This window comes from Ruegeria sp. AB11 (genome assembly GCF_056536325.1).
Map to the genome: position 1 here is coordinate 581,693 of NZ_JBQFJO010000002.1, position 23,908 is coordinate 605,600.

The window sequence follows — 23,908 nt, forward strand, 5'->3', positions numbered from 1 at the left end:
CTTGCGTAAAATGCAGGAGGCCAACGAGATGAAAAACTTTGTAGAGAAACCGGATTGGTCGAACTATGAAGAAAATTGGCTGGCGAACTATGACGCCTCAAATTACGGCTCAAACTTAAGTGCGCGTATTTTACGTTCGACGCATAACTTGGTCGAGAAAAATGCCGGCCTTGATGATCACTACGGGACGATTCTTGAGCTTGGCGTTGGTACGATGGCACATTTCGGCTGCGTTCAACATGGTTTCGAGCGATACATCGCTTCGGACCATGATCCAAAAGTAATCGATTGGTTAACCAGGCGTAGTTGGGACCCACGCGTCGAGATCAAGCAGCTTTCAGGTGCCAGGCTGCAATTTGAAGACGATAGTATTGATCGCGTGATCGCGACCCATGTTTTGGAGCACATTCCTGATCCGGTAAGTGCGTTGGAGGAGTGGGTTCGCGTTATCCGTCCGGGCGGGGTACTATCGCTGATCCTCCCGTGTGACCCCGGACTTGCGTGGAGAATTGGGCGAACGTTAGGGCCGCGAAAACGCGGTTATGCAGCGGGCCTGCCTTACGATTATTACATGTCAGTCGAGCATGTAAATGCGATCTATAACCTGCATCAGATTATTAAGTTTCATTTCCCAGAACGCCGTACCAAGTGGTGGCCCATGCGGGCCGCAATTCCGGACATTAACCTGATATACGGGGTTAATTGCTTTGTCTGATGGGACAAAAACACTAACTCGCAATAAACGCCTCCGCTGGACCCTGGCAGGGCTCATTGCAGGATTGGCGCTGCTGGTTGTGCTCATACAAAAAAGTGGAGCAACTCTGTCGGGTATTTCTCAGGTACTGGGCGGCGTACCCTGGCCCATTTACGCGCTGATTATGTTGACGCAAAGCATCATTGTTGTGGCCGCGGCAATGAAGTGGCGGATCGTGCTTTCAGAAACACTGGATATTCAGACAATATCCTTGGGAACGGCCACCTCTGCAACGGCGACCGGTGCGCTTTTGGGGCAGATAATTTCGATACAGATTAGCGTCCCGATTGTCCGCGCGTGGGTTGCGAGCAAAAGCGGCATCCGCGCCCGCGCCGCTGCGGGTACCTCACTATTCGAGCAATCGTTAGAGCTTTTGACGCTGGGAATTGCGGTATTGGCCGGCCTTGTGTTTGTTGCGTTGGGTGCGGCTTTTGCAACATTCTCTTTGATCGTACTTCTCGGGGTTGTTGTCGCTGCGCTAAAGCCTGTCCTGCGTGGGAGTGCACTGGTGGTTCATCGAATTCGTGTGATGATAGGAGAGGGCGCGGCTTTGACGTCGCTCGCCGATGGTTTGAACCAAGCTGCTGACCAAAGATCCGTGGTTCTACATAAACTTATGGGGTTGAGCCTTTTGAGGTATGTGCTGATAGCGGGTTTGAATGTTGGTCTGATGGTGATGTTTTTGCCGGGGCTCGATCCCATGCCGCTTTTCGTCGCCTTCCCTTTGATACTACTCGTTTCGTCGATCCCGTTTTTACCTGCAGGATTGGGAGTGACTGAAGTGACATGGGCTAGCGCTCTATTCCTTCAGGGCATTGACGCGGCGACTGCGGCCGAAGCTGCGGTATCTTTGAGGATCGTAACCGTAAGCGGATTCTTGTTGTGCTACCCCTTACTTGCTGCAGCGGGATTTAGGCGGCATCAGGATCTTTGATCGTAAAAATTCCGTATTTTGTCAGGTGGGTTCAAAGCACCAATTCCCTATCATTCTGGAATCTCCGGACTGAGTAGTTGTCCAATTGGTTTTTTACTCACTGATGTGGATCAAACTATCGCGGCCTATTTGGTCATTTGGGAGAACCACAAATCAGTACGCGTGATGCCCCAATCTAGCCACAATAGCCTGATGAATCGGAAACAATCTGTTCTTGTTTTGGAATTCATAGCGCAAAGGAGTAAAAAAGAATGATAAACCCAATCGCATCAGATCTGACTTGGCAAAAAGAGCCCTGTTCGAAGAGCGGCAGCAACTTGCGCCACAGGTGATCAGATGGTGCAGGCTTTAGAAATTGCTGCTCACACCGCCTGAATTGGAGGAGATGACCTAGATTGATGTACGCGCATAATTTCCGACAGCTAGGTCTCCCAATCGCAACATCAGTTGCGACAGATAATCCTTTGAGACTAGAGTCTTCGCTGACCAGGATTGCCTTCATGATCGGAATACATACTCAATGGCGCTGCACCCCATGACGCAACCATGGCTTACAGTAATTATGCCAATCTATAATGGCGGGGACACTCTGGACGCAGCACTGTCGTCGCTAGATGGTCAATGCGAAGGGCTTGAGATTGTCGCCGTCAATCAAGGTTCAACGGATAATAGCCGGAAACTTCTCGAGGCTGCGCGGTCACGTCTTCCACTCCGGATCATCGACAATCCTGATGCAAAATCGTGGACCGAGAATACAAATCTTGGACTGCGAGAAGCAGCTTCATCCCTTATCACAATGTTGCATCAGGATGATATTTGGTCGCCTGGTCGTGCGGCATTGCTGAAAGAAATGTCCTCACGATACCCGAATGTCGATATATGGGTTCATGGTGCGAATCTCATTGATCTTAAGGGTAATACGGTCGGCCATATGTGTCCTCCGTTCGGAGGTGCTCAGCGCGTTCTTTCATTCGAAGAGGCGCTTTCGTACTTGATTGTTCAAAATACCGTTGCGTTGCCTGCCGTCATGTTCAGGCGGGATGCAGCAATGCGAAAGGGCGGTCTTGATGAAGACCTTTGGTATACTGCCGACTGGGACCTTTGGTTGAGCCTCGCACAGAATGGATTGGCTTGGGATCCCACCTGCGCCGCATCGTTTCGTATTCATGCAGCTTCCCAGACCATGACCGGGTCGCGAGACCTGCAATCGTTCAAGCGACAATTGAAGATCCCAATGGAACGGCATCTTGTGCATCTGCCAGACGATCTCAGAAAGATTGCCCGTAAACGCGCTGATACGGCCAATGCTTTTAACATTTGTTTGGCCAGCCTGCACCATCGCAGATTGCGTGGATGTGGTTCAGCGTTAAAGGCAATAATCTTACTTGGACCGCTTGAATGGCGCGAGTTTCTCACCCGCTCACAGATCGTGAACAGGCTCGTGCCCCGGCTTAAGCTGGCGATGAAAAGAGGAACATGAGATGGGTCCATTCAGAGTGCATATTGATTCCGCATTTGAGGCAGACTCGGGGTTTGCTTTGACATCGCGGCACCGTGTTTTTTTTGAATTGGATTGTTTTTCACATCGCGTGAGAGGTCGGTTAAATCCAGTGGCAGATATTGAGATCACGCGCGGTGAAACAAGCCAGCAGCGTTTTATGTGAGAGTGCACAGAATGACGGTGCGCACAAAGATCTTGCCACAAAACCTGAACCGCTCTGAACGGTTATCGTTTGCACTCAAAGCCTTTATTTTATTAAAGATTGCGTTTCTCGTTGTGCTGGCGGTCAATACTCGTTTTGTGATGGATGAGTTTTGGCATTTTACCCAGCCCGTTTATCTGTTCGACGGAACGTTCGAGACGATCTGGCCGAAAAAGGCGGTCGGATATGCTCTGTTCTATGAATTCTCTCATCTGATCGGATGGGATGCCACCTCGATGCTGATAGTAGGCCGATTGACAACAGCCTGCTTGGCAATCGCGATCATTTGGTGTGTCTACCTATGCGCCCGGTCTTTGGGGGCGGAACGTGTTACGGCTTTGTTAGCCGTTGCACTCTTGCTGAGCTTCAGTAATTTCATCGAACGCGGATTCCGCTTGCGTTCAGAACCGCTTGCCACGCTATTTGCGATTATGGCAATTCTGGTCGTCATTCGGTCTGGAACTGACCGCGCCAAGCCTCTTCTGATTGCTGGTTTGCTAAGTGGGCTTGCATTTGTAACAACCCAAAAATCAATCTACTTCAATTTTGCGTTGGGGGCCGCATTGACTATTGATGCTCTCATCATGCGTTCAGTCGCCCGAGCGGTGAAGCGTGGGGTAATGCTTTTACTGGGGTGGGCAGCCGCAATAGCAGTTTACGGAGTCCTGTTAGGAGGCGCGGCGATGCCACAGGTTCTTGCCGTGCTTTTCTTTGGGCCAGCGGAACTCGCGTTCAATGGGGGCAGTTATTACGAAGGACTTGATGCGTTCGTCTGGCAAACGCTCAAGCGAAATTCCCTGCAATATGGTTTGATAATATTTGGGCTTTTTGTAGCCGCCTCTCGATTTGCCAAATGTGATAGTGCTGCGCGGGTACATTTTGTCTTTACCTTAGTGCTTTCTGCATTGGTCTTTTTTCATAATCAAACATGGCCATACGTTTTCGTCATGGTGCTGCCGTTTCTGGCTTTCTATTGTGCCGACGCCGTCGCCCGATTGATGCTGCGATCAGAAACGTGGTATTCGCGTGTTATTGGCATTCTGGTAATTGTTGCTGTGCTGAGCACGCTGCGAAATGTTCAATATTTGGCCCACGATAACCGTGACCAACTTGCGCTGGTTCAGCAAGCAGAAGAACTACTTGAGCAAGAGGACACCTATTTTGACGGCATTGGCATGATTCCCAGTCGTCGCATGGAGCCGCGCCTCTGGCTTGATGCACAAGCTGTCAACAACACGAAATCTGCAGGCGAAGAATCTGCCCTGTATCAGGCGTTGTTCCGCGCCGAGCCAAAACTTGTGATATTATCTTATCGTACAAACAATCTGGGATCGGAATTTGGCGCCGTGCTTGAGGCGAATTATGAGTTGCGAGCTCCGAACATTATGATGCCCCGTGCAACAAACAATTCGGTTTTGACCGATCCAGGCGATCGTATTTTGCTTTTTGAAGGCGTCTACAGTTACTAAGGTTAGCCTGCGATTTTTTGGGATCAGTATCGACTTAGAAAAGAGCCAAAGGTTCATACTGGGCTCGAGCACCGATTTTCTGGATGCGGGTGGCGGTTTCGACAGGTCGATTGTGGCGCAGGTAGATGACGTTAACCGTGATTTGAAGCTTGAATTGATGATATCTGGCTGGGCATTGCGATCACGGATGTGGAACTGGCCGATGCAGTCGACAATGCATTGCAGGTCGAAGGAAGCGGTCTTTGGCTGCGTGCAGATGGTGCATTAGGGGCCGCACGTGCGCCGTTGTTGTTACGCTCGAATGTAAATATGCGTGCAAAGCATAAGGTTGTTTGTCCGTCAAAATACCCTTTTAACGAGAACTTTGAATAGCACTTTGTTAAGAATATTGACCGATGATTTGTTGTCTGGCGCATAATTAATACCAGGAGCATTGGCATCATGAATGCTTGGTTGTCGGTTTTGATAACCACGATAGTTTTGGCAGGTTGCACTGAAGATATTCAGGGGACTCAGTCCTTTGATCCGACTGCAAAACCCGTGGAAGCACCCGCATCAGGTAGGAACAATCTGAAGGGAAGCGTTGCACATACTGATTTTGCCGAGCTGGTACGAACTTCGGTCGCTACTTCACCTACGACAGCCGCAGGCACCGCGAACGTTCTGGCATCGAAGTCTCGAATCGACGCAGCGCAGGGGGCATTTTTGCCGCAGATAGAGGCCGAGACGTCTTTGACGTCTGGCGGTGATCCGGTTCCAATCCTGCGGTTGAGCCAGATCATATATGATGGGGGCAAAGTCAACAGTCGCGTAGGATTGCGCCAGATCGAAGCCCGGCAGACATGGTTAAGTGAGTTGTCAGAGCTGAACGCATTAAGTTTCGAGGCCATAGAAACCATAGTCAATCTGGACCGCAACCGTCGCCTCGAACAGCAAGCTCGGCAGAATCTGGACCGCACGGATGTATTGGTTGACGACCTCCAGTCACGCTTTGATGCGGGGGCTGGATCTGTTGCAGATCTGCTGGCCGGGCAAGGGCGCAGATCCAATGCCGAGACAGAACTGGCACAAGCGCAGACAGAAGTGGAACTGGCAACCGCAAACTGGGTAGAAGTTTTTGGGACCCGTCCCGGTGTTATTCCGACGATCCCGCCGGCCCCGGCTTTGGCTGGGTCTTCGGCGCAGGAGATGGTTGAGCGCAGCCCACGTTTACGGACTCAGGTTGCCGTTAGCCAGGTGCGCCAGCAAGAAGTTATCGTTGCGGAACGGGCGACTCGGCCGACCCTGTCCGCGATCCTTGAGACTGATTTCGATCAGGGGTTCATTGACGATGGGGCGCAGGCTCGATTGGGCGTGACAGTTCCGATTTACCAAGGTGGTTCCGCACGGGCCAACGTGAAAACGGCGCGCGCGAATCTTCAACAAAGCCAAGCCGATGAAGAGGAGTTGCGCCGCGAGTTGCAGCGTAATCTGTCTCGGGCGCTGGAAGAGACCAATTCAATCCAACGGCGGCTAGAGACAGCCCGACGCGCGGTCGAGATCAATGAGCAGGCGCTAGATGCTGCACGGGATCAGTTTAATATTGGGCGCAGCACATTGGTTCAGATATTGGATGCATTGCGCGAACTGAACCTTGCACAGGTGCGGGTAATTCAACTTGAAGCTCAGGCGCGTCGCGCCGAATATGCTGTGCTGGCGGTCACCGGTGACATCTTGGACGCTTTGGGTGTCGCTCAGCCTACCGATCCGACCTTGTGACAGTCCCGATGAATTCTGCCACATCCGACCCGCTGATCAATCATCTCCGGCTATTAACGGAACATCTAGGCCATGGTCTGTCCGAGGCAGATCTATTTCGGGTTTTTTAGGGCAAGCCTGATGCTTATGCCGTCGAAGACGCTGCAAGTGCGTTGGAGGTGGCGGGTTACAGGGCGGATTTCGGCAAGGCGCGGTTGTTGAAGCTTGATCCGATCCTCTTTCCGGTTCTGGTCCTTTGCTGCCGAGGGCTCCCCTTTTGTAGTGCTGAATCGAAAGGATAGGATCGATTTCCAGTGATTGATGCCTGTACTGGAACATCCGAGCCGAAAATTTGGCGGCTACAGGACCCGCGTCCGAGCAAAGCGCTCGGGGTTCTGCGCGCCGCTCGGAGGAGGACCGTTCAGCGCCACAGGGCATTGGTTTTGGCCGCCTTAGAAACCAGCGTACTTGGACTGGCGACCTCTCCGTTCAAGATGGTTTTCTATGATCGCATCCTGCCGAATGGAGCGGTCGACAGTCTATTGGCCTTGGTTGCTGGTGTGGGCTTTGTGTTGCTGATTTACTTTCTTATCCAAAATCTGCGGCAGCGTTTCATCGACACAGTAGGGAAACGGGTGAATAGGAAGATCGCCGAACGGCTGTTCAATCAGTTGATGGCGCTCAAGATGAAGTCACGTAGGGGTCAGAATGAGCGGATGGGCTCGATCCTGCGGGACTTTGAGGTGGTACGTGACTTTTCCACCTCAGCCTTTCTGGTTGCTTTGATCGATTTGCCCTTCCTATTTGTATTTATCGGTATGATCTGGGCCATCGGCGGTACTCTCGCGCTGGATCCGGCAATTGCTGTGCCTATTACGTTGCTGTCGGGGCTTTTGGCGCAGCCATTCCTCAGCCAATATGCCCGTGAATCTAGTGTTGATGATCAGACCAAACAATCAGTTTTGATGGAAACGCAGACGGGGATGGAAACCCTCAAGACGACCGGTGCCGAACCGGTCATGCGCGCCCGCTGAGAGGAGTCGGTACGCGCGCAGGCAGATAGTTCCGGCAGGAGGCGTTTGCTGTCATAGGGGACGGTGAACCTTACCTTGCTGGTTCGACAGATCGTGCAGGTCGTGATTGTGTTTTACGGTGTGTTCCTGATCCGGGACGGGGTGATCTCCATGGGAGCACTGATCGCTTGCGTGATCTTGACGGCCAAAACCCTGTCGCCTCTGTCCCAGTTGGCGCAGGTACTGACGCGTCTGAACCAAGCGCGCGTGGTTTATCACCAGATCGATGCGATTATGGTGCAAGAGGTCGAGCGTCAGCCTGGCCGACGCTATTTGTCTCGGCGCAGGATCGAAGGTCAGAATGACTTCAAAGGTGTCAGTTTTGCTTACGATGGCGCGTTGGGTTCGATTCTTAAGGATATCGATTTAGCGATCAAACCGGGCGGAAAAGTAGCGATATAGGGCCCGATTGGGTCTGGGAAAAGCAATCTGGCGCGCTTGATCTTGGGTTTGTATGAACCAGATGCCGGGGCGGCCATGCTGGATGGTCTGGATGCGCGTGCCGTGGATCCGGCGGATAAGACGCGCAATATTGGCGCTGTGTTGCAGGATTGCTGGCCGTTCTCAGGGACTCTGAAGGAGAACATCATTTCTGGCCGGTTTAGACAATCTCTTCCGGCTTAGGTCGCTTGTTTGCTATTCTTGGTACTCCGTTTCTTAAACATAGCGGTGGACCATTTCAGATGGGGAGGCTCACAAACTGGCTTCGCTTGAAACCCGTATTCCAGCCTTTCAGACCCGTCTCGCACGTGCCGAAATTCGCGCACCGACACGCAGCATTGTCAATCAGGTTTTGATTTCGACTTTGGGCGGAGTGGTCCAGCAGGGTCAGACCGTAGTTGAAACGTACCGTTTGCCGAAACCGTCACAGTCGAGGCCTTTGTCGCGCCGGATGACATTGCCTTTATTCGATCTGATCTGGAGGTGAAGGTGCGTATTACGGCATATGACGCTTCACGCTATGGTGCACTGGACGGGCGGGTAACGCGCATCGGTGCGGGTACGGTACTTGCCCCGGATGAAGAAACGTCGGTCTATGTCCTGGAGATATGGCTGGTTGGAGCGTTGGCGGATGCGGATGGGCAGAATCTGGGCGTGATACCGGGTATGGTTGCTCAAGTTAATATGCTGTCCGAACCAAAAACAATGCTGGAGTATCTGACGAAGCCAGTCATACGCGTAAAGGAAAGGGTGTTTCGAGACTGACGGATTACGCTGTTCTGTCTCCGCGCTCATTTTGTTACCGCGTAGATATCACTTCACCAATACGTGATGAGCTCTGTGCTGGATTATGGACGTTCCAGTTCCAATCTAGTTTGAATATTCAGCCATCGACTTGATTGCAGCGCACCTAGGCTGGGCCTAAGTCGAACCAAGAACGAGCCAAAGAACATGTTGCAGCTATCCAGTTCTCTCGTTGGCCTTGCAGTTCTTTGGCTCATTGTGATTCACGTCTGGGTAATCACCCAATTCGACAGGGCCATGTGGCGTAATTTTCCCGTGGTCGCCCGGTGTTGTCTCGTTTTTGAGCGTTTGTGCGGGTTATTTTGGCAATATATCTTTGTTCAGGATCGTGCGGAAACGCCCCTCAATCAGTCAGAGCATTCAGGGATTGGGTGCGCCGACAAAAATGTTTCTTCAACTGTTCCGCTCGGGTCGACGCGTGATCTGCACTCCATTGGAGTGGTTCATTTTGCGTATTGCCCATTGCAGACAGTGGAGCAGGGAGCGAAAGGCCACTCAGTTGCGATTGTTAGTCGATAAGCGCGGAACCCAATTCTGAGGACAAGCTGTTTCCCAAGCGATAGCGATTGCAAGCCGGTGGTTAATCGATGGACCTTAACCTCATTCAAAATGGTGGTACATTTAGTTTTGTGGCCACCCCAAGCTCACCGATCTGTCGTGAAATCAGGAGATTACATGTCTACCAATGACCAAATCGTATCGCCAATTAACAAAGCTTCTGATCTGCTGGTCGCAGCGCTTGAGGCGGAGGGTGTTGAGTACATCTTTGCTGTTCCGGGAGAAGAGAACCTGGATGTTCTGGAATCTCTGAGAACCTCAAAAATAGAGTTGGTTCTCACGCGTCACGAACAAGGAGCGGCTTTCATGGCTGCGACCTATGGACGTCTGACGGGTAAGGCCGGAGTCTGCATGGCGACGCTGGGGCCGGGGGCTACGAACTTTGCTACGCCAGCGGCCTATGCTCATCTGGGTGGTATGCCGCTGATCATGATCACGGGGCAGAAACCCATCAAGAAGTCGAAACAGGGCCAGTTTCAGATTGTCGATATTGTTGGGCTGTTCGATCCGATCTGTAAAATGTCCAAACAGATTGTACACGGCAACACTATCCCCTCATTGATCCGTGAAGCCTTTCGTGTCGCGCAAGAGGAACGCCCCGGCGCGGTTTTGTTGGAACTTCCGGAAGACATTGCAGCCGAAGAGACTTCTGAGCATGTTCTTGAACCGCATCAGCGTCACTATGCCGTGGCCGGTGATGCAGTTCTGACCGAAGCGGCTGAGATGATCAGCGCTGCCAGGATGCCGCTTTTGCTTTTGGGGGCCGGGGCGAACCGAAAACACGCCCGCAGCGCACTGAGCAAGTTCGTGAACGATACTCAGATTCCATTTTTCAATACTCAGATGGGTAAGGGTGTCGTGGATGAGCGGTCCGAACTGTTTTTGGGCACAGCCGCTCTGTCGGATGGTGATTATCTGCACTGCGCCATCGAACGCGCTGATCTGATCATCAATGTGGGTCACGATGTTGTGGAAAAACCGCCGTTCTTTATGGAAGAGGGCGGCACCAAAGTGATCCATGTTAACTACAAGGCCGCGCAGGTCGATCAGGTTTATTTCCCTCAAGTTGAAGTGGTTGGTGATCTGGCGCAATCCATCTCCAAATTGGGTGAGTTCCTGCAAGAACCTTTGGAATTTGACCGCAGTTACTTCCAGCGGGTCAAAAACGAGACCGATCTACACACATCAGAAGGCGCTGATGATCCGCGCTTTCCGGTCATCCCCCAGCGGTTTGTAGCTGACACACGCAAAGTCATGGGGGATTGCGATATCATCGCTTTGGACAACGGTATCTACAAAATTTGGTACGCCAGAAACTACCAGGCCTATCAACCCAACACGGTTCTGCTGGACAACGCGCTTGCCACCATGGGGGCAGGTTTACCTTCGGCCATGATGGCAGCAAAGCTATATCCCGAACGCAGGGTCATGGCCATTTGCGGTGACGGAGGGTTCATGATGAACAGCCAGGAGATTGAAACCGCCGTTCGTCTTGGCCTCAATCTGGTTGTTACTGTTCTGAATGACAGCTCGTACGGAATGATCCGTTGGAAGCAGTCGCATGCGGGGTTTGATGATTGGGGATTGGAATTCAAGAATCCTGATTTTGTGCAATACGCCAACAGCTATGGTGCTGCGGGTCATCGGGTTGAATGGACAGAAGATCTGGTGCCTACATTTGAAAAAGCGTTTGAAGCAGGTGGTGTGCATCTGATCGACTTGCCGGTCGATTACAGTGAAAACCAACGTGTCCTCATTGATGAGCTTGCGGCGAAGGTCTGTCTGATATGAGTAATGTTGTTGAAGTTCTGAACCCGTTTGATCTTGAGAAAATCGGTAGTGTCGAGGTTAAAAACTGGAACGATATCAATGTGATGCTGAACGTGGCTTACGGTCTGCACCGTGATCGGGGCACTTGGTTGCCTGCTTACAGGCGGATTGAGGTTCTGAAGAATGCAGCCCGGATCATGTCCGGCCGCGCGGAAGACCTTGCGATGCTGATCGCCAGCGAAGGTGGCAAACCCTTGATTGACGCGCGCATCGAAGTGGCACGTGCTATTGATGGTGTCGAACTGTGTATCCATGAAATCGGGCAGATGGCGGGCCGGGAAATACCGATGGATCTGACAGCAGCAGGATCGGGTCGGATTGCCTTTACACAGCGTGAACCCATAGGCGTTGTGGTTGCCGCAAGCGCGTTTAACCATCCGTTGAACTTGATCGTACATCAGGTGGCCCCGGCTGTGGCCACTGGATGCCCGGTCCTCATCAAACCGGCGCTTGATACACCACTGTCATGCGAAGCATTTGTCGACATCCTGTATGAGGCTGGACTGCCAAAGGAGTGGTGCCATCTGGCGATTTGCCAAAATGATGTAGCTGAACGGATGATCACGGACGCGCGTGTCGGATTCTTTTCTTTTATCGGATCGGCACGTGTCGGGTGGATGCTGCGCTCGAAGCTGGCGCCGGGGACGCGATGCGCGTTGGAGCACGGCGGAGCGGCGCCAGTTATCATCGATGAGACAGCCGACATTGATGCCATGATCCCCTTGTTGACCAAGGGTGGATTTTATCATTCCGGTCAGGTTTGTGTCTCGGTTCAGCGTGTTTTTGCTCCATCAGGGATGGCGGAGACGGTCGCTCGAAAGTTGGCAGAAGCCGCCTCAGCGCTGAAGGTGGGTGATGCCTGTGACGCCAGCGTGGAATGTGGGCCACTGATCCGTCCGGGTGAAGTTGATCGAGTAGAACAATGGGTAGACGAAGCGGTTGCGGGAGGTGCCCGCGTAATGACAGGAGGTAATCGGCTGGGCCGAACGACCTATGCACCGACTGTCCTTCTAAACCCACCCGCTGATGCGAACGTGTCCACCTCCGAAATCTTCGGGCCGATTGTTTGTGTTTATGAATATGATGATCTTAGTGCTGCATACGACGCTGCAAACGCTCTTCCTTTTGCATTTCAGGCGTCGGTCTTTACCAAATCCCTGGATACAGCAATGCATGCCGTGCGGTATTTGGACGCCACGGCCGTCATGGTGAACGATCATACTGCTTTTCGGGTCGACTGGATGCCATTCGCGGGTCGCCGTCAATCAGGGTACAACACCGGCGGTATCGGCTACACCATGCATGACATGACGCAAGATAAGATGGCTGTAATACGGCTGTGATGAAGCTGTCAGGATCGATCCGATACTGATCGAGCGGATGTGGGTACTCTAATTTCGCAAATGGCCTGCTTAGTGACGGAAACGATTGTTGACCGCGCTTTGCATGTTCTGGCATGAACACGCCATGTTCGGTTCCGGGGGATTCCCCTGGAAGCAATAGGGAATGTAGTGCGGTGCTCTTCGCGCCAAATCTGCAACTGCCCCCGCAACTGTAAGCGGCGAGCGCGGCTGACAATGCCACTGGGATATCCCGGGAAGGCCAGCATAGCGCTTTGACCCGCAAGTCAGGAGACCTGCCGAACACGCGCCCTCGGAAAGGGTGCTCATTGTCGGCGACGGGGTGTGCGCTGTATCCGTTTGTCTCGGTCGACGAACGGACGCGGGCCCTCCCCAAGTCAAAACCAAATATGTGCCGGGGAAGGCGCGACCTGAGAAGGACTGAGTTTTGAAGAAATTGTTTTTGGCAGCCGCAGCTGCTGCAGTGATGCCTACGTTTGCGAGCGCTCATTTCCTACTGGAATACACAGAAAACACGATGATCGAGCGACCCGGTGATGTGCCGGTAAAGCTGATATTCTGGCACCCGTTTGAAGCCGGTCATGTGATGACGCTTGAAAAACCGGAAGAATTCTATGTGATCCACAACGGCAGTAAAACCGATCTGCTGGACACATTGGAAGAAACCACATTTGACGGCCCAGACAACAGCGCCAAGGCGTTCAAAGGCTCGGTCCCGGTGAAGCGTTCGGGCGACTATGTGGTGGTGACCGTTGCTGCGCCCTACTACGAAGAATCTGAGGATATTTATATCCAGCAGATCACCAAGGCCTATCTGAACCGAAATGAACTGCCCACCGACTGGGATCAGCCACAAGGTCTGGCAACAGAAATCCTGCCGCTGAACAAGCCCTACAACATAATTGCGGGCTCAACTTTCACGGGTCGCGTGCTGAGCGAGGGCAAACCAGTTGCAGGGGTCGAGATTGAGATCGAATTCATCGCCGCCGCCCCTGACCTGAAAGGCACGGGCGCCGCTGCACCGACAGTGTCACCGCTGCCAGGTGGTGCGCTGGTAGCGATTTCGGACGAGAATGGCTATTTCAGTTTTGGTGTACCCAAGGCCGGTTACTGGGGTTTCGCTGCTCTGGGCTCTGGTCCGAAAACCGAGCATGAAGGTAAAGAGCTGAGCCAGGATGCCGTGATCTGGATCCGCGCCTGGGATCTGGAGTAAATCCTTATGCACATTGTAGATGGTGCTCTTTCGAACCCTGTCGTAATCGGCGGTGCGATCGCTGCTGCAGGCGGGATTGCAATGGGGCTGAGGTCGCTGGATCTGGATCGCATTCCCACAGCGGGCGTTCTGTCAGCCAGTTTCTTCGTTGCTTCGCTGATTCATGTGCCGATTGGCCCATCTTCTGTGCATCTGATCCTGAACGGCCTGGCAGGGCTTTTACTCGGTTGGGCCGCCTTTCCGGCCTTGTTTGTCGGGCTACTGCTACAGGCTGTTTTCTTTGGATTTGGTGGACTGACCGTTTTGGGGATCAATACGCTGAATATTGCCCTTCCGGCGGTACTGACCTGGATGATCTTTGGCCGCCTCATCGCCCGAGGCTCGGCCATTCAGGGGGCGATTTGGGGCGGTATCGGGGGGGCGTTCTCAATCGCAGCCACAACCGCGTTTGTTGCCATTTCACTGGCGATGTCCGGTGACGCGTTCCTGCCTGCGGCTAAGCTGGTGTTTTTCGCCCATATACCGGTTATGGGCATAGAAGCCATGCTTACGGGGTTTGCCGTGATGTTGGCGCGCAAGGTGAAACCGGAACTGTTCGAAAAGGCGATTTTAACATGAAACAACTGGTTGTTATTGCCACGCTGATGCTCACACCGATTTCGGCCCTCGCACACAAGGTCATCGCGGGGGTTTTCCCCGCTGGCGAAGTGATCGAGGGTGAGCTGGGGTTCTCCAATGGCGATATGGCAAGCGACCAGGAAGTTTTCGTCTACGGCCCCGATGGTGCTGAACTAGGTCACACCGTTACCGATGGAGACGGGTTCTTTTTGTATATCCCCACAAAACCTGTTGCGCATACCTTCAAGGCCGATCTTGGCGCGGGCCATGTGGCTGAAGTGACCATGTCCGCAAACGAGGTGGCCGAAATCATGGGAGTTGCCGCTGAGGTTGCGGAGATCGGTGCTCAGCCGACGACTGTTGCAAGCGTTGGAACCGTGATGGTTGCGTCTCTGTCCGATCAAGAACGCGCCGCGATCGCTAAAGTGGTGCGCGACGAAACTCGCCCCTTGCGCCGAGAAATTGCCGCCTATCGCGAACATAACGATATGCAAAGTATTTTGGGGGGCATCGGGTATATCGTTGGTCTCTTTGGTGTCGGGTTCTATTTCGCCGCACGTCGCAAGTTGGTCGCCTGATGGCACATGCGCTGGAACCCCAGGCCAAAACTCTGGCCGAGGCAGGTGGGATTGAGCCCTACGGGGTGATCGCGGATTTGGATCCGCGGATGCGTATCGTAGTCACATGTCTCTTTGCCGTCGTCACCGTTGCACTAAGTTCAATCCCCTCGTTGTTGATCGCGCTTTCAGTTTCGATCGGGCTGTTGCTGATGTCGCGGTTGCCCATTCGCCGAACTCTCAAACGTATGGCGATGATGGACAGCTTTATCATCTTCATGTTGGTGCTTTTGCCATTCTCCATGCCCGGAGACGCCATGTTCACCCTCTTTGGATTTGCAGCAAGCTGGCAGGGGTTCTGGAAAGCCATTGAGATCGCGCTGACGGCAAACGCAGTGATACTGGCGCTTATGGTCCTGGTAGGGTCGATGGAGCCTGTCACATTAGGTCATGCATTGCACAAACTTCGCTGCCCGGAGGTGCTTGTGCATCTGTTGATGTTCACGATCCGCTATATCGAGGTGCTGCGAGAAGAGTACCTGCGTCTGCGCGGCGCGATGAAGGTCAGAGGTTTCCGTCCGGGCACCAACTGGCACACCTATCGCAGCTTTGGTTATCTGGTCGGTATGATGCTGATCCGCGCCATTGAACGTTCCGAGCGCATTCTGGACGCGATGAAGTGCCGAGGGTTTTCGGGCCGGCTTCTGTTGTTGCAGGAATTTAACCTGACCCGACGGGATTATTGGTTTGCCACGATGATGTGTGCGATTTGTGTCAGCCTTCTTATTCTGGATTTTCAATGACGATCCTTAAGCTCGAAGACATTTGCTTTTCGTACCCGGGTCACGCCCCGGTTCTGGACAGAGCGTCGCTGCAGCTTGAGCCTGGTCAACGGTTGTCGATTGCAGGTCCAAATGGATCAGGAAAATCCACATTTTTTCGCATTGTCCTTGGCCTTCAAGCGCCCTCTTCTGGGCGCGTGAACATCTTTGGTAAGGATAGGTGTGTCGAGGCTGACTTTCACGAGGTTCGCCGCCGTATAGGATTGGTGTTCCAAGACCCTGACGACCAGTTGTTTTGCCCGACCGTGGCGGAAGATATCGCTTTTGGCCCGCTCAATCTTGGGCGCAGCACGACCGAAGCGCTTGCCATCGTTGACAAGGTGCTGAGCGATCTGGATTTGGTGCATCTGCGCGACCGTATCACGCATAAACTTTCAGGTGGTGAAAAACGGTTGGTGACCCTTGCCACCGTACTCGCGATGGAGCCTGAGGCGTTACTATTGGACGAGCCGACCAACGCGCTTGATGCCAAGAATGAAGCACGGCTTCTGGAAATTTTGCAGGGATTACCTCAGGCGATTCTATTGGTCAGTCATGCCCCTGCGTTCCGCCGCTCGTTGGCGCCCGAGACCCTCGAACTCCGACGTGGGAAGCTTGTAACGGTGTAAGGCTGATACGCTGCGATCGGATGCCGCGCGTTGGCGGTACCATCAGATCCAATGGAATAGGCAGATCAGCCGAAGATCATGTTGGTTGGTTCAACGCCATTAGATCGGGATTGGCAGAGACATTCCCTCGTTTGGGTAGAACCGCTGAATGACGCGAGCGATTGCCCGCAATCATAGACAGCAAGAACCCGGAAAAAAATGTTTGCACCCCAATAACAATCATCGTGAACGCAGCGATCAAAGTGCGCATCTCGTTCAATGCCGCAAAGTCCGAGGCAATCCAGCTAGAGGTGATAGTGGCCGCCCATATCAAGCCGCCAAATGTCAGGACAAGCCCGGCCAGAATCCAATATTGCAAGCGCGAATATCCCAACAATACCCGAGCGCGTTCTGTTGGCAGTCGAAGCCCATCCCGATAGCTGCACATCAGTGCCGCCAGCCACAGCACCACCGTCTGAAAGGCCAGGACCATGGCTGCACTCGCTGCAACCGCCCAGTGATCGCCGATCCTGAAGCCACCGATCAGCGCCATTTCCTGATCTCCGCTAAGTTGCAGTAGAACGGTGATTGCAAATCCTGCGAGGAACAGGACCAGTGCAGGCACCAGAAACAGCCAGGTTGGGCTGAGCAAAAACATGTATATCAGGTGCCGAAGCCCATCTCTCCACGGATTCAAATGTGGTGCCCTACCGCGTCCGTCAGGAGACAAAGTTACAGGAACCTCGGCTATATTCAGCTTCCGCAGCACAGATTTCAGCAGCATCTCGGAAGCAAATTCCATCCCGGTTGAAGATAGGTTGAGCCGCTCCAATGCCTCTCGCCGGATGGCGCGGATGCCGCAATGGGCGTCACCGATACCAGTGCGAAACAAAATTCTAAGAATGCCCGACAAGGCCGGGTTGCCGATATAACGGTTCTTCCAAGGCATTGCGCCTGGCTTGATTTCGCCACGAAAACGGTTGCCCATGCATAATTCGACACCATTCATCAACTGTTCGATCATCGGAACCGCTTCGACGAAATCATAGGAACAATCGCTGTCGCCCATCACCAGATAAGTGGCGTCGCTTGCGGCAAAACCACCAATAAGGGCAGCGCCATAACCGCGTTCTTGAATGTTTACGACCCGGGCACCGGCCTTTTCAGCTAGGGCTTGACTGCCGTCCGTGCTGCCATTGTCTGCAACGATTACTTCGCCTGATATCTGGTATCGCTCAGCGAGTATCTGCAAGGCTTGTTGCGCTCTGATTACACAGGAAGAAATCGTTGCCGCCTCGTTCAGGCAAGGCATAACGATAGCGACCGAGTTTTCGGCTGGCACCATGGTTCAGATAGCTCCCAATAGCGGATCGTAACATCAACAATAAAAGATAATAGCCATAATAGTGTCCAAATCGTGGCCTTAACTGGCCGCAGTTGGAACATTTCGCTTGAAAGGGCTTGCTGGAAATTCTCCGAAGCGGCGGGCGCTAGTTAGAGACAAAGCTACAATAACAGGCACGGTCGCAGGAACTTGCCTTGTTAAACTTTGCAAACCAAGAATTGACGATTAAGAAGGTCATATGAATACTCAGTCTCATACCAAAAGTACCGCCCGATCTCTTCCAATTGCGCTTTTGCGCGCGCGTGAAACTGTTATGGCACCCATCCGGGATATGCTGCAGGGTATTCGCCTGACTGAACAGAAATGGCGAATTCTGCGCGTACTGGATGAGTTGGGAGAGGTGGAGCAAAGTACTATTGCACATGAGGCTTGCCTGCTTTTACCCAGTGTGACCCGAATTCTACGGACGATGGAGACAGATGGGCAGATTACGCGCCGTCAAGACAACGAGGACAAGCGCCGGACTATGGTGCAGATCACCGACGCGGGTCGAATGATATTAGAGAACAATCTCGCCACATCGCTTGCAATATCGAACAATATCGAAGCGCAACTGGGGCGTGAAAAGCTAGATCAACTTCTGGATCTTCTCGAGGAGCTGCAAGAGGTTAAAGTCTGACCCCGTCCTGGGAAAAAACGAGGTCAGTAGACAAGTCAGAGACTGGCCAGTCCGGTATCAAGCGCCGAGAGGATTTTGGCCACATCTTCCGAAGTGATCACCAGAGGCGGTGACAGGATGATGTTATTGCCGGACACACGAACCATTACACCGTCTTCATAGGCTGTTTTTTGTACCTGCAGAGGCAAGTGTTTCGCGATCGGTGCCTTTGTTTCGCGGTCTGAGACCAATTCCAGCGCACACATGAGGCCCTCACCCCCACGCACGTCACCGATGACGTCATATTTTTCGGTCAGCTTTTGCAATCCGGAAAAGAGTTCGTCTCCGCGTGCGGCGGCGTTTTCCCAGACCCGAAGGCGGTTAATTTCGGACAGTGCGGCAAGTGCTGCCGCCGCGCCGACTGGATGGCCCGAATATGTATACCCTTGATCAACCGACGCCAGACCAGTTGTATCGGTTTCAAACAACTCAGCCACTGCGCCAGAAATCAACGTTGCACCGAATGGAAAATAGCCATTTGTAATCGCCTTGGCTGTGGTCATTATGTCTGGTTTCACGCCCCAATGCCGCGCGCCGCTTTCGCTGCCTGTTCGGCCAAAGGCGGTGATGATTTCGTCCGAAATCAACAAAATACCGTGTTTTGAGCAAACCTCGCGCACCATGGGCATGAAGCTGTGATGTGGTGGGATCACTCCCCCTGCGCCGAGAACGGGTTCCATAATGAACGCCGCGACTGTATTTGCACCCTGAAATGCGATTTCGGCTTCTAACGCTTTTACGCAAAGCTGCGCTAGCCGTGCTGGATCGGTCTCATCAAACGGGTTGCGATAGGTCCAAGGCGCGGGGACGTGAAAACATCCCGGCAACATGGGCTCGTAGGCTGCGCGAAACTTTTGATTTCCATTGACCGACGCAGCTGCAAAGTGGGTGCCGTGATAACCCTGCTTCAGACTGATGAACTTGGTGCGGCCGGCCTCACCGCGAATTTTGTGGTATTGGCGGGCCATTTTCAGGGCGATCTCTACCGAGTCCGAACCGCCAGACGTGAAAAACGCGCGTGTCAGGCCATCAGGTTCAAAGAACTGCGCAAGCTCATAGGATAGTTCGATTGCCTTGTCGTTGCTGGTCCCACGAAACGTGGAATAGTAGGGTAGGGCGTTCAACTGGTCCGCAATGGCCTGCTTTACTGGTTCGCAGGAATAGCCCAGATTCACGTTCCACAGACCACCGACTGCATCCAGTGCCCGGTGGCCATCAACATCCACGATGCTGACCCCTTCACCGCCACTTAGAATAGTGGGAGGGTTTTTTTGACTGTCCGCCGGATGGGCCATCGGATGCCAGAAATATCGCGCGTTGTTTTCTTTCAGGAAGTTTGAGTCTTTCATGGCTCTCTCTGTCGTCGTGTCGGTATCAACTGGTCTGCAACTGATTCAGGCGGTAGGTGGCAGGAAACTGTCCGCCATAGACTGATGTGATCTCCTTTGAGGCAATGCTCAGTGCGTCGAGCACGGCACTCCGCAAGTCCGATGTGACCCGAGGCTGCGGAATGACGCAGGCGATGGCTCCAATCGCGGTTTGTTCCTCGCCGAAGATCGGTGCGGCGAACCCGTGTACGCCTGTTTCATAGCCGCTCACACTTTCGCACCACCCTTTCTGCCGTGTTTCATTGACCAGATCCATCAGGCGATCGGGGTTTGTCAGGGTGTGTTCGGAATAGATTGGTAGCGACCCATCCAGTACGTGTTGCAATAGATTTCTGGGGCCAAACGCCAGTGAAACGATGCCCGAGGCGGTCGCATGCAAAGGCAAAATTTCAGAGGCGCCGATACTTATGCGAACGGAATGAGCCTGTGTTTCTTCAACCAAAGTGGTTTGCAGAAGATCGGATTTCAAAAGTGACATGTGCATCGTTTCATGCACTTTCAGCACCTGCGCCTTCATAATTTTTCGGGCCGCTGTCAGCCGTGGTTTGGCGGCCTCTCGTAGATTGGCCAAACGAAGGGGGGCGGTTCCAATCGAATACAGTTTGGATTGTGGGTCCTGTTCGACCATGCCGTAGTCCGCCAGATTCGTCAGATACCGCAGTGCAGTCGCCTTGTTGATCTGATTCATCCGAGCAATCTGCGACAACCCAAGCTCAGGTTGTTGCAGAGAAAAGCTATCCAAAAGTTTCAGTACTTTCAGTGCAGTCCCCATGATCCAGTCCTTTGTTTCACAATTATCTTGACAGAAAGAGCTTAACACAGCAACAATAAAGCTTAACACAGCAATAAAAAAATTGATACTGTGTTTCAAAATATGAACCGCTTGGGAGGACGTAATGAAAAAATTCATGGCTACTGCCGCAGCAATGGCCCTAAGTGCCAGCGCTGCTTTGGCTGAATATCCTGAAAAACCCGTTTCTTTTGTTGTGCCATGGCCACCGGGTGACCTTGAGGATGTGCTTACCCGCCTCATCGCCGACGAATTTCAGGCGATGTATGGTGTTCCCGCAGCAGTGGTTAACAAGCCCGGCGGTGGCGGAGGCCCGTTTCCCGGCGCGGTTGAAGTGGCTACAGCTCCGGCGGATGGATATACAGTGGGCTCTTTCGTCATAGGCGTACCGGTGATCGGCCCTGACATTGGTATTCCCGAGCTGAACCCCAATCCCTTTGACCCGATTGGTATTTTCCTGACCTACCCATTTGTGATCGCATCCAGCAAGGATGCGCCCTTTTCGACTTGGGCGGAATTGGTAGAGCACGGTAAGGAAAACGACGTTGCATTGGGGCATTTCGGCTCTGTGCTGCCACCCACACAGGTAACATTTGCAGCTGCTGTCAGCAGCGGGTTTGATTTCGCGAGCGAAGCCGCTTTCGACGCACTGGACTGCAACACATTGGCTTCGGGCGACGTGGATGTGATCAACACCACGCTTCAACTCATACTTCCCTGCTTGGATCAGGTGAACGTCCTGGCCAGCATCGGAGGAGAGCGGATATCGCTGGTTCCTGACACGCCAACCGTTGTTGAACTTAACCCTGATTTGCCTTTGGCACTTTGGAACGGTCTGTTCGTGCACAAAGACACTCCAGCCGATGCACGTGAAAAGATCACCGCAGCCGCGCAAAAGGCCCTGAGTTCCGATAAGGCCAAGCAGCTTGCTGAGGAAACGGGTGCGCTGATCTACTGGCAGGATCCAGATGCCTCCAACGCACAGATCGAACAAGACAAAGCCTCGTTCGCCAAAATCGAAGAGATTCTGGGCGAATAACATGAGACTGGCCCGGCAGCATCAAATCTGCCGGGCCTTTTTCAATCAGGGGAGAGGTTTAGATGATCGCGAAGACCTTACAGGACATGTTCAAACGGTATCGCCGACCTGGTGATGTTGTATTCGCAGTGCTCTTCCTTGGTTTTTCGGTTTTTCTTCTGACGCAATTGGGCGAGCAGACCAAAGCCGTAAAGCGGACCAAATGGTTTGCCCAGCCTAACCTCTGGCCAATGATCTCGCTCTGGGCGATGGTCATCTTTGGGTTGCTTCACTGGCTGAGCTCAGCCATGTCCCCCCGTCTTCTTGGTCGCTGGACAGAAGTCGGGTTCTGGGTGCGATCGTTTGAATATGTCGCATATTTTTTGGTTTACGTGATGCTGGTTCCCATTTTGGGATACCTGCCGTCGACCGTTTTGTTTGCTGTTTTTCTGGCGTTACGAACTGGGTTTCCGGACGCGAGAACAGTCGGTATCGCGGCTTTGTTCGGCGTTTTTGTCACTGTCATTTTCCGAGGCTTCCTGCAGGTCAAAATCCCTGCTGGTGCTGTTTATGAATATCTGCCCGACAGCGTTCGCGCCTTTGCGCTGACATATCTCTGAGGTTCGAAATGGAAACACTATTTTCTGGACTTTCGATCCTGGCGCAATGGCAGGTAATTATTGCGCTGCTGATCGGGTCAATCGGCGGGGTCATAATAGGTGCTCTTCCTGGAGTTGGCGCACCCGTTGCCATCGCAATTCTATTGCCAGCAACATTTGCTTTTGAGCCGATTGTCGGTCTGACATTGCTGCTCGGAATATACGGGTCGTCCATGTATGGCGGCGCAATCCCGGCGATTTTGATCAACACGCCAGGGACGGCCGTGAATGCGCTGACAACGTACGACGGTTACCCAATGACTAAACGCGGGCAGGGGCACCGGGCGCTCTCACTGGCATACTCGGCCTCGTTCTTCGGTGGGGTCTTCTCGATCATCTGTCTGATGATCCTGTCGCCGGTGCTGGCTTTGATTGCGCCGCATTTCGGTAGCCGCGAAATTTTTCTAGCTGCTTTGCTGGGAATTATCTTGGTGGTGCTTGCCCACCGCGGACAAATATTTGCTGCGGGAATGCTGGCCGCCTTTGGCATTTTTCTGAACACTGTGGGTTTGGAACCGGTCAAGTACACGCGTCGGTTCACATTTGACCAAAGTTGGCTTGCTTCAGGTATCGACTTGATCGTTGTGGTTTTAGGCCTGTTTGCGATCAGTCAGGCGTTGCTGTTGCTTCTGGAAAAAAACCATGCACCCGGTAAAGCGCATGTTAGCGGCAGCATTTTCGCGGGCTTGAAAGAGCTTTTGCGCATCAAGCGCGTAGCGACGGTGTCTTCAAGCATTGGTGTTCTCATGGGTATGGTGCCAGGCACTGGCGAATTCACCTCGCAGTTTTTGTCATACACCTATGCTCAGAAATCCTCGAAGGATCCCGATAAGTTTGGCGATGGATCACCCGAGGGGCTGGTGGCATCCGAAGCGGCCAATAACGCGGTGCCGGGTGCTGCGATGATCCCGCTGCTTGCGTTGGGCATTCCGGGTGAAGCGCTGACGGCGATGATGCTGTCGGTGTTTTATGTCCACAACGTCATTCCTGGCCCTCAGCTGTTTGAATCTCAGATGGACTTTGTGATGGCGCTGTATATGGCGCTGATCTTGTTGAATGTTATCGTTCTGGTGTTCCTGCTGTTTTCGACAAACCTGCTTCTCAAGATTATCCAGATACCAACTCGCTTTCTGGGGATCATGATATTGGTGTTGTCTTTTGTTGGTGTTTATTCGCTGAGGAACTCGATAACAGATTGTGCGCTTGCGGCGGGTTTTGGTGTCTTTGGCCTTATTCTGAAACGGTTGGATTTGCCGATTGTGCCAATCATTCTTGGAATGGTTCTTGGCGGTATCATGGAGGTGAAACTTCGTAGCGCCATGGCGCGGGTGAAAACCCCACTCGACTTTGTCGACCGGCCAATCGCAGCGATCTTGTTTGCCCTGATACTGCTGATCCTGATCCTTCATTTCCGCACTCTGTATTTCGAGTTCAGAAACAAGTTGCGGCCCGAGCCTACGGCTGAGCCTGTTGATGCCGACCACCCAAACCAACAAGGGTAATCCTTTA

Annotated in this window: 22 protein-coding genes, 1 pseudogene and 1 riboswitch; of the genes and pseudogenes, 20 read left to right on the forward strand and 3 right to left on the reverse strand. The window is 52.9% G+C overall.

The genetic code is table 11. The features are described from left to right. The first annotated feature begins 10 nt into the window (after positions 1-10). From ACR3EJ_RS22205 to ACR3EJ_RS22280, 16 genes and pseudogenes are all read left to right on the forward strand, one after another. On the forward strand, positions 11-715 hold the full coding sequence (locus ACR3EJ_RS22205; protein WP_480423556.1) for a class I SAM-dependent methyltransferase: 705 nt from the start codon (positions 11-13) through the stop codon (positions 713-715). Then, positions 708-1,688 carry a flippase-like domain-containing protein gene (locus ACR3EJ_RS22210; RefSeq protein ID WP_260027141.1) on the forward strand — a complete coding sequence of 327 codons (981 nt, stop codon included), beginning with the start codon at positions 708-710 and terminating at the stop codon, positions 1,686-1,688. Before ACR3EJ_RS22205 ends, ACR3EJ_RS22210 begins: the two co-directional genes overlap by 8 nt. 520 nt (positions 1,689-2,208) lie before the next feature. Continuing rightward, positions 2,209-3,168 carry a glycosyltransferase gene (locus tag ACR3EJ_RS22215; protein WP_170543826.1) on the forward strand — a complete coding sequence of 320 codons (960 nt, stop codon included), beginning with the start codon at positions 2,209-2,211 and terminating at the stop codon, positions 3,166-3,168. A 195-nt stretch (positions 3,169-3,363) separates the two neighbouring features. Beyond that, complete coding sequence (locus ACR3EJ_RS22220) at positions 3,364-4,860, forward strand: DUF7056 domain-containing protein (protein WP_170543828.1); 1,497 nt, start codon at positions 3,364-3,366, stop codon at positions 4,858-4,860. Positions 4,861-5,301: 441 nt separating this feature from the next. Continuing rightward, entirely contained in the window at positions 5,302-6,618 is a 1,317-nt protein-coding gene (locus ACR3EJ_RS22225) for a TolC family protein (RefSeq protein WP_480423559.1), read from the forward strand. A gap of 422 nt (positions 6,619-7,040) precedes the next feature. Then, positions 7,041-7,631: an ABC transporter transmembrane domain-containing protein gene (locus tag ACR3EJ_RS22230; protein WP_170543832.1), complete on the forward strand. Its 591-nt coding sequence runs from the start codon at positions 7,041-7,043 to the stop codon at positions 7,629-7,631. Between the two features lie 63 nt (positions 7,632-7,694). Next, positions 7,695-8,072: a hypothetical protein gene (locus ACR3EJ_RS22235; RefSeq protein ID WP_170543833.1), complete on the forward strand. Its 378-nt coding sequence runs from the start codon at positions 7,695-7,697 to the stop codon at positions 8,070-8,072. Between the two features lie 6 nt (positions 8,073-8,078). Next, positions 8,079-8,294, forward strand: coding sequence for an ATP-binding cassette domain-containing protein (locus ACR3EJ_RS22240; protein WP_260027346.1), 216 nt, complete (start codon positions 8,079-8,081; stop codon positions 8,292-8,294). A gap of 255 nt (positions 8,295-8,549) precedes the next feature. After that, a pseudogene (locus ACR3EJ_RS22245) lies at positions 8,550-8,876 on the forward strand (beta-barrel domain-containing protein); the annotation flags it as partial. Between the two features lie 714 nt (positions 8,877-9,590). After that, positions 9,591-11,264 carry an acetolactate synthase large subunit gene (locus ACR3EJ_RS22250; RefSeq protein ID WP_170543837.1) on the forward strand — a complete coding sequence of 558 codons (1,674 nt, stop codon included), beginning with the start codon at positions 9,591-9,593 and terminating at the stop codon, positions 11,262-11,264. Further along, positions 11,261-12,646, forward strand: a complete 1,386-nt coding sequence (locus ACR3EJ_RS22255) for an aldehyde dehydrogenase family protein (protein ID WP_170543839.1) — start codon at positions 11,261-11,263, stop codon at positions 12,644-12,646. Before ACR3EJ_RS22250 ends, ACR3EJ_RS22255 begins: the two co-directional genes overlap by 4 nt. Before the next feature lie 112 nt (positions 12,647-12,758). Beyond that, positions 12,759-12,961: riboswitch (cobalamin riboswitch) on the forward strand. 130 nt (positions 12,962-13,091) lie between these two features. After that, positions 13,092-13,877, forward strand: coding sequence for a DUF4198 domain-containing protein (locus ACR3EJ_RS22260; protein WP_170543841.1), 786 nt, complete (start codon positions 13,092-13,094; stop codon positions 13,875-13,877). Positions 13,878-13,883: 6 nt separating this feature from the next. Then, positions 13,884-14,495: a cobalt transporter CbiM gene (gene cbiM, locus ACR3EJ_RS22265; protein WP_170543843.1), complete on the forward strand. Its 612-nt coding sequence runs from the start codon at positions 13,884-13,886 to the stop codon at positions 14,493-14,495. After that, positions 14,492-15,073: a cobalt ABC transporter permease gene (locus tag ACR3EJ_RS22270; protein ID WP_170543845.1), complete on the forward strand. Its 582-nt coding sequence runs from the start codon at positions 14,492-14,494 to the stop codon at positions 15,071-15,073. Before cbiM ends, ACR3EJ_RS22270 begins: the two co-directional genes overlap by 4 nt. Beyond that, the gene (gene cbiQ, locus ACR3EJ_RS22275; RefSeq protein ID WP_170543847.1) at positions 15,073-15,855 is read left to right on the forward strand and encodes a cobalt ECF transporter T component CbiQ; all 783 of its coding nucleotides are present in this window, start codon (positions 15,073-15,075) and stop codon (positions 15,853-15,855) included. The genes ACR3EJ_RS22270 and cbiQ overlap by 1 nt, the downstream gene beginning before the upstream one ends. Next, positions 15,852-16,502, forward strand: coding sequence for an ABC transporter ATP-binding protein (locus tag ACR3EJ_RS22280; RefSeq protein ID WP_170543849.1), 651 nt, complete (start codon positions 15,852-15,854; stop codon positions 16,500-16,502). The genes cbiQ and ACR3EJ_RS22280 overlap by 4 nt, the downstream gene beginning before the upstream one ends. A gap of 76 nt (positions 16,503-16,578) precedes the next feature. Here ACR3EJ_RS22280 and ACR3EJ_RS22285 read toward each other — a convergent pair whose 3' ends face one another. Beyond that, entirely contained in the window at positions 16,579-17,826 is a 1,248-nt protein-coding gene (locus ACR3EJ_RS22285) for a glycosyltransferase family 2 protein (protein WP_170543851.1), read from the reverse strand. A 238-nt stretch (positions 17,827-18,064) separates the two neighbouring features. Between ACR3EJ_RS22285 and hpaR the strand changes: the two genes are divergently transcribed. Further along, entirely contained in the window at positions 18,065-18,505 is a 441-nt protein-coding gene (hpaR, locus tag ACR3EJ_RS22290) for a homoprotocatechuate degradation operon regulator HpaR (protein ID WP_170543853.1), read from the forward strand. Between the two features lie 35 nt (positions 18,506-18,540). On the opposite strand, the gene ACR3EJ_RS22295 is transcribed toward hpaR, so the two are convergent. Both ACR3EJ_RS22295 and ACR3EJ_RS22300 read right to left on the reverse strand, forming a co-directional pair. Beyond that, positions 18,541-19,893, reverse strand: coding sequence for an aminotransferase class III-fold pyridoxal phosphate-dependent enzyme (locus ACR3EJ_RS22295; protein ID WP_170543856.1), 1,353 nt, complete (start codon positions 19,891-19,893; stop codon positions 18,541-18,543). A 25-nt stretch (positions 19,894-19,918) separates the two neighbouring features. Beyond that, on the reverse strand, positions 19,919-20,704 hold the full coding sequence (locus tag ACR3EJ_RS22300) for an IclR family transcriptional regulator (protein WP_170543858.1): 786 nt from the start codon (positions 20,702-20,704) through the stop codon (positions 19,919-19,921). A 124-nt stretch (positions 20,705-20,828) separates the two neighbouring features. Between ACR3EJ_RS22300 and ACR3EJ_RS22305 the strand changes: the two genes are divergently transcribed. The 3 genes from ACR3EJ_RS22305 to ACR3EJ_RS22315 all read left to right on the forward strand — a co-directional run bounded on the left by ACR3EJ_RS22305 (position 20,829) and on the right by ACR3EJ_RS22315 (position 23,901). Further along, positions 20,829-21,761, forward strand: coding sequence for a tripartite tricarboxylate transporter substrate binding protein (locus ACR3EJ_RS22305; RefSeq protein ID WP_170471878.1), 933 nt, complete (start codon positions 20,829-20,831; stop codon positions 21,759-21,761). 62 nt (positions 21,762-21,823) lie between these two features. Next, positions 21,824-22,360 carry a tripartite tricarboxylate transporter TctB family protein gene (locus tag ACR3EJ_RS22310; RefSeq protein ID WP_170543860.1) on the forward strand — a complete coding sequence of 179 codons (537 nt, stop codon included), beginning with the start codon at positions 21,824-21,826 and terminating at the stop codon, positions 22,358-22,360. A gap of 8 nt (positions 22,361-22,368) precedes the next feature. Continuing rightward, a complete protein-coding gene (locus ACR3EJ_RS22315) occupies positions 22,369-23,901 on the forward strand; it encodes a tripartite tricarboxylate transporter permease (protein WP_170543862.1) in 1,533 nt (510 codons plus the stop codon). Positions 23,902-23,908: the final 7 nt, after the last annotated feature.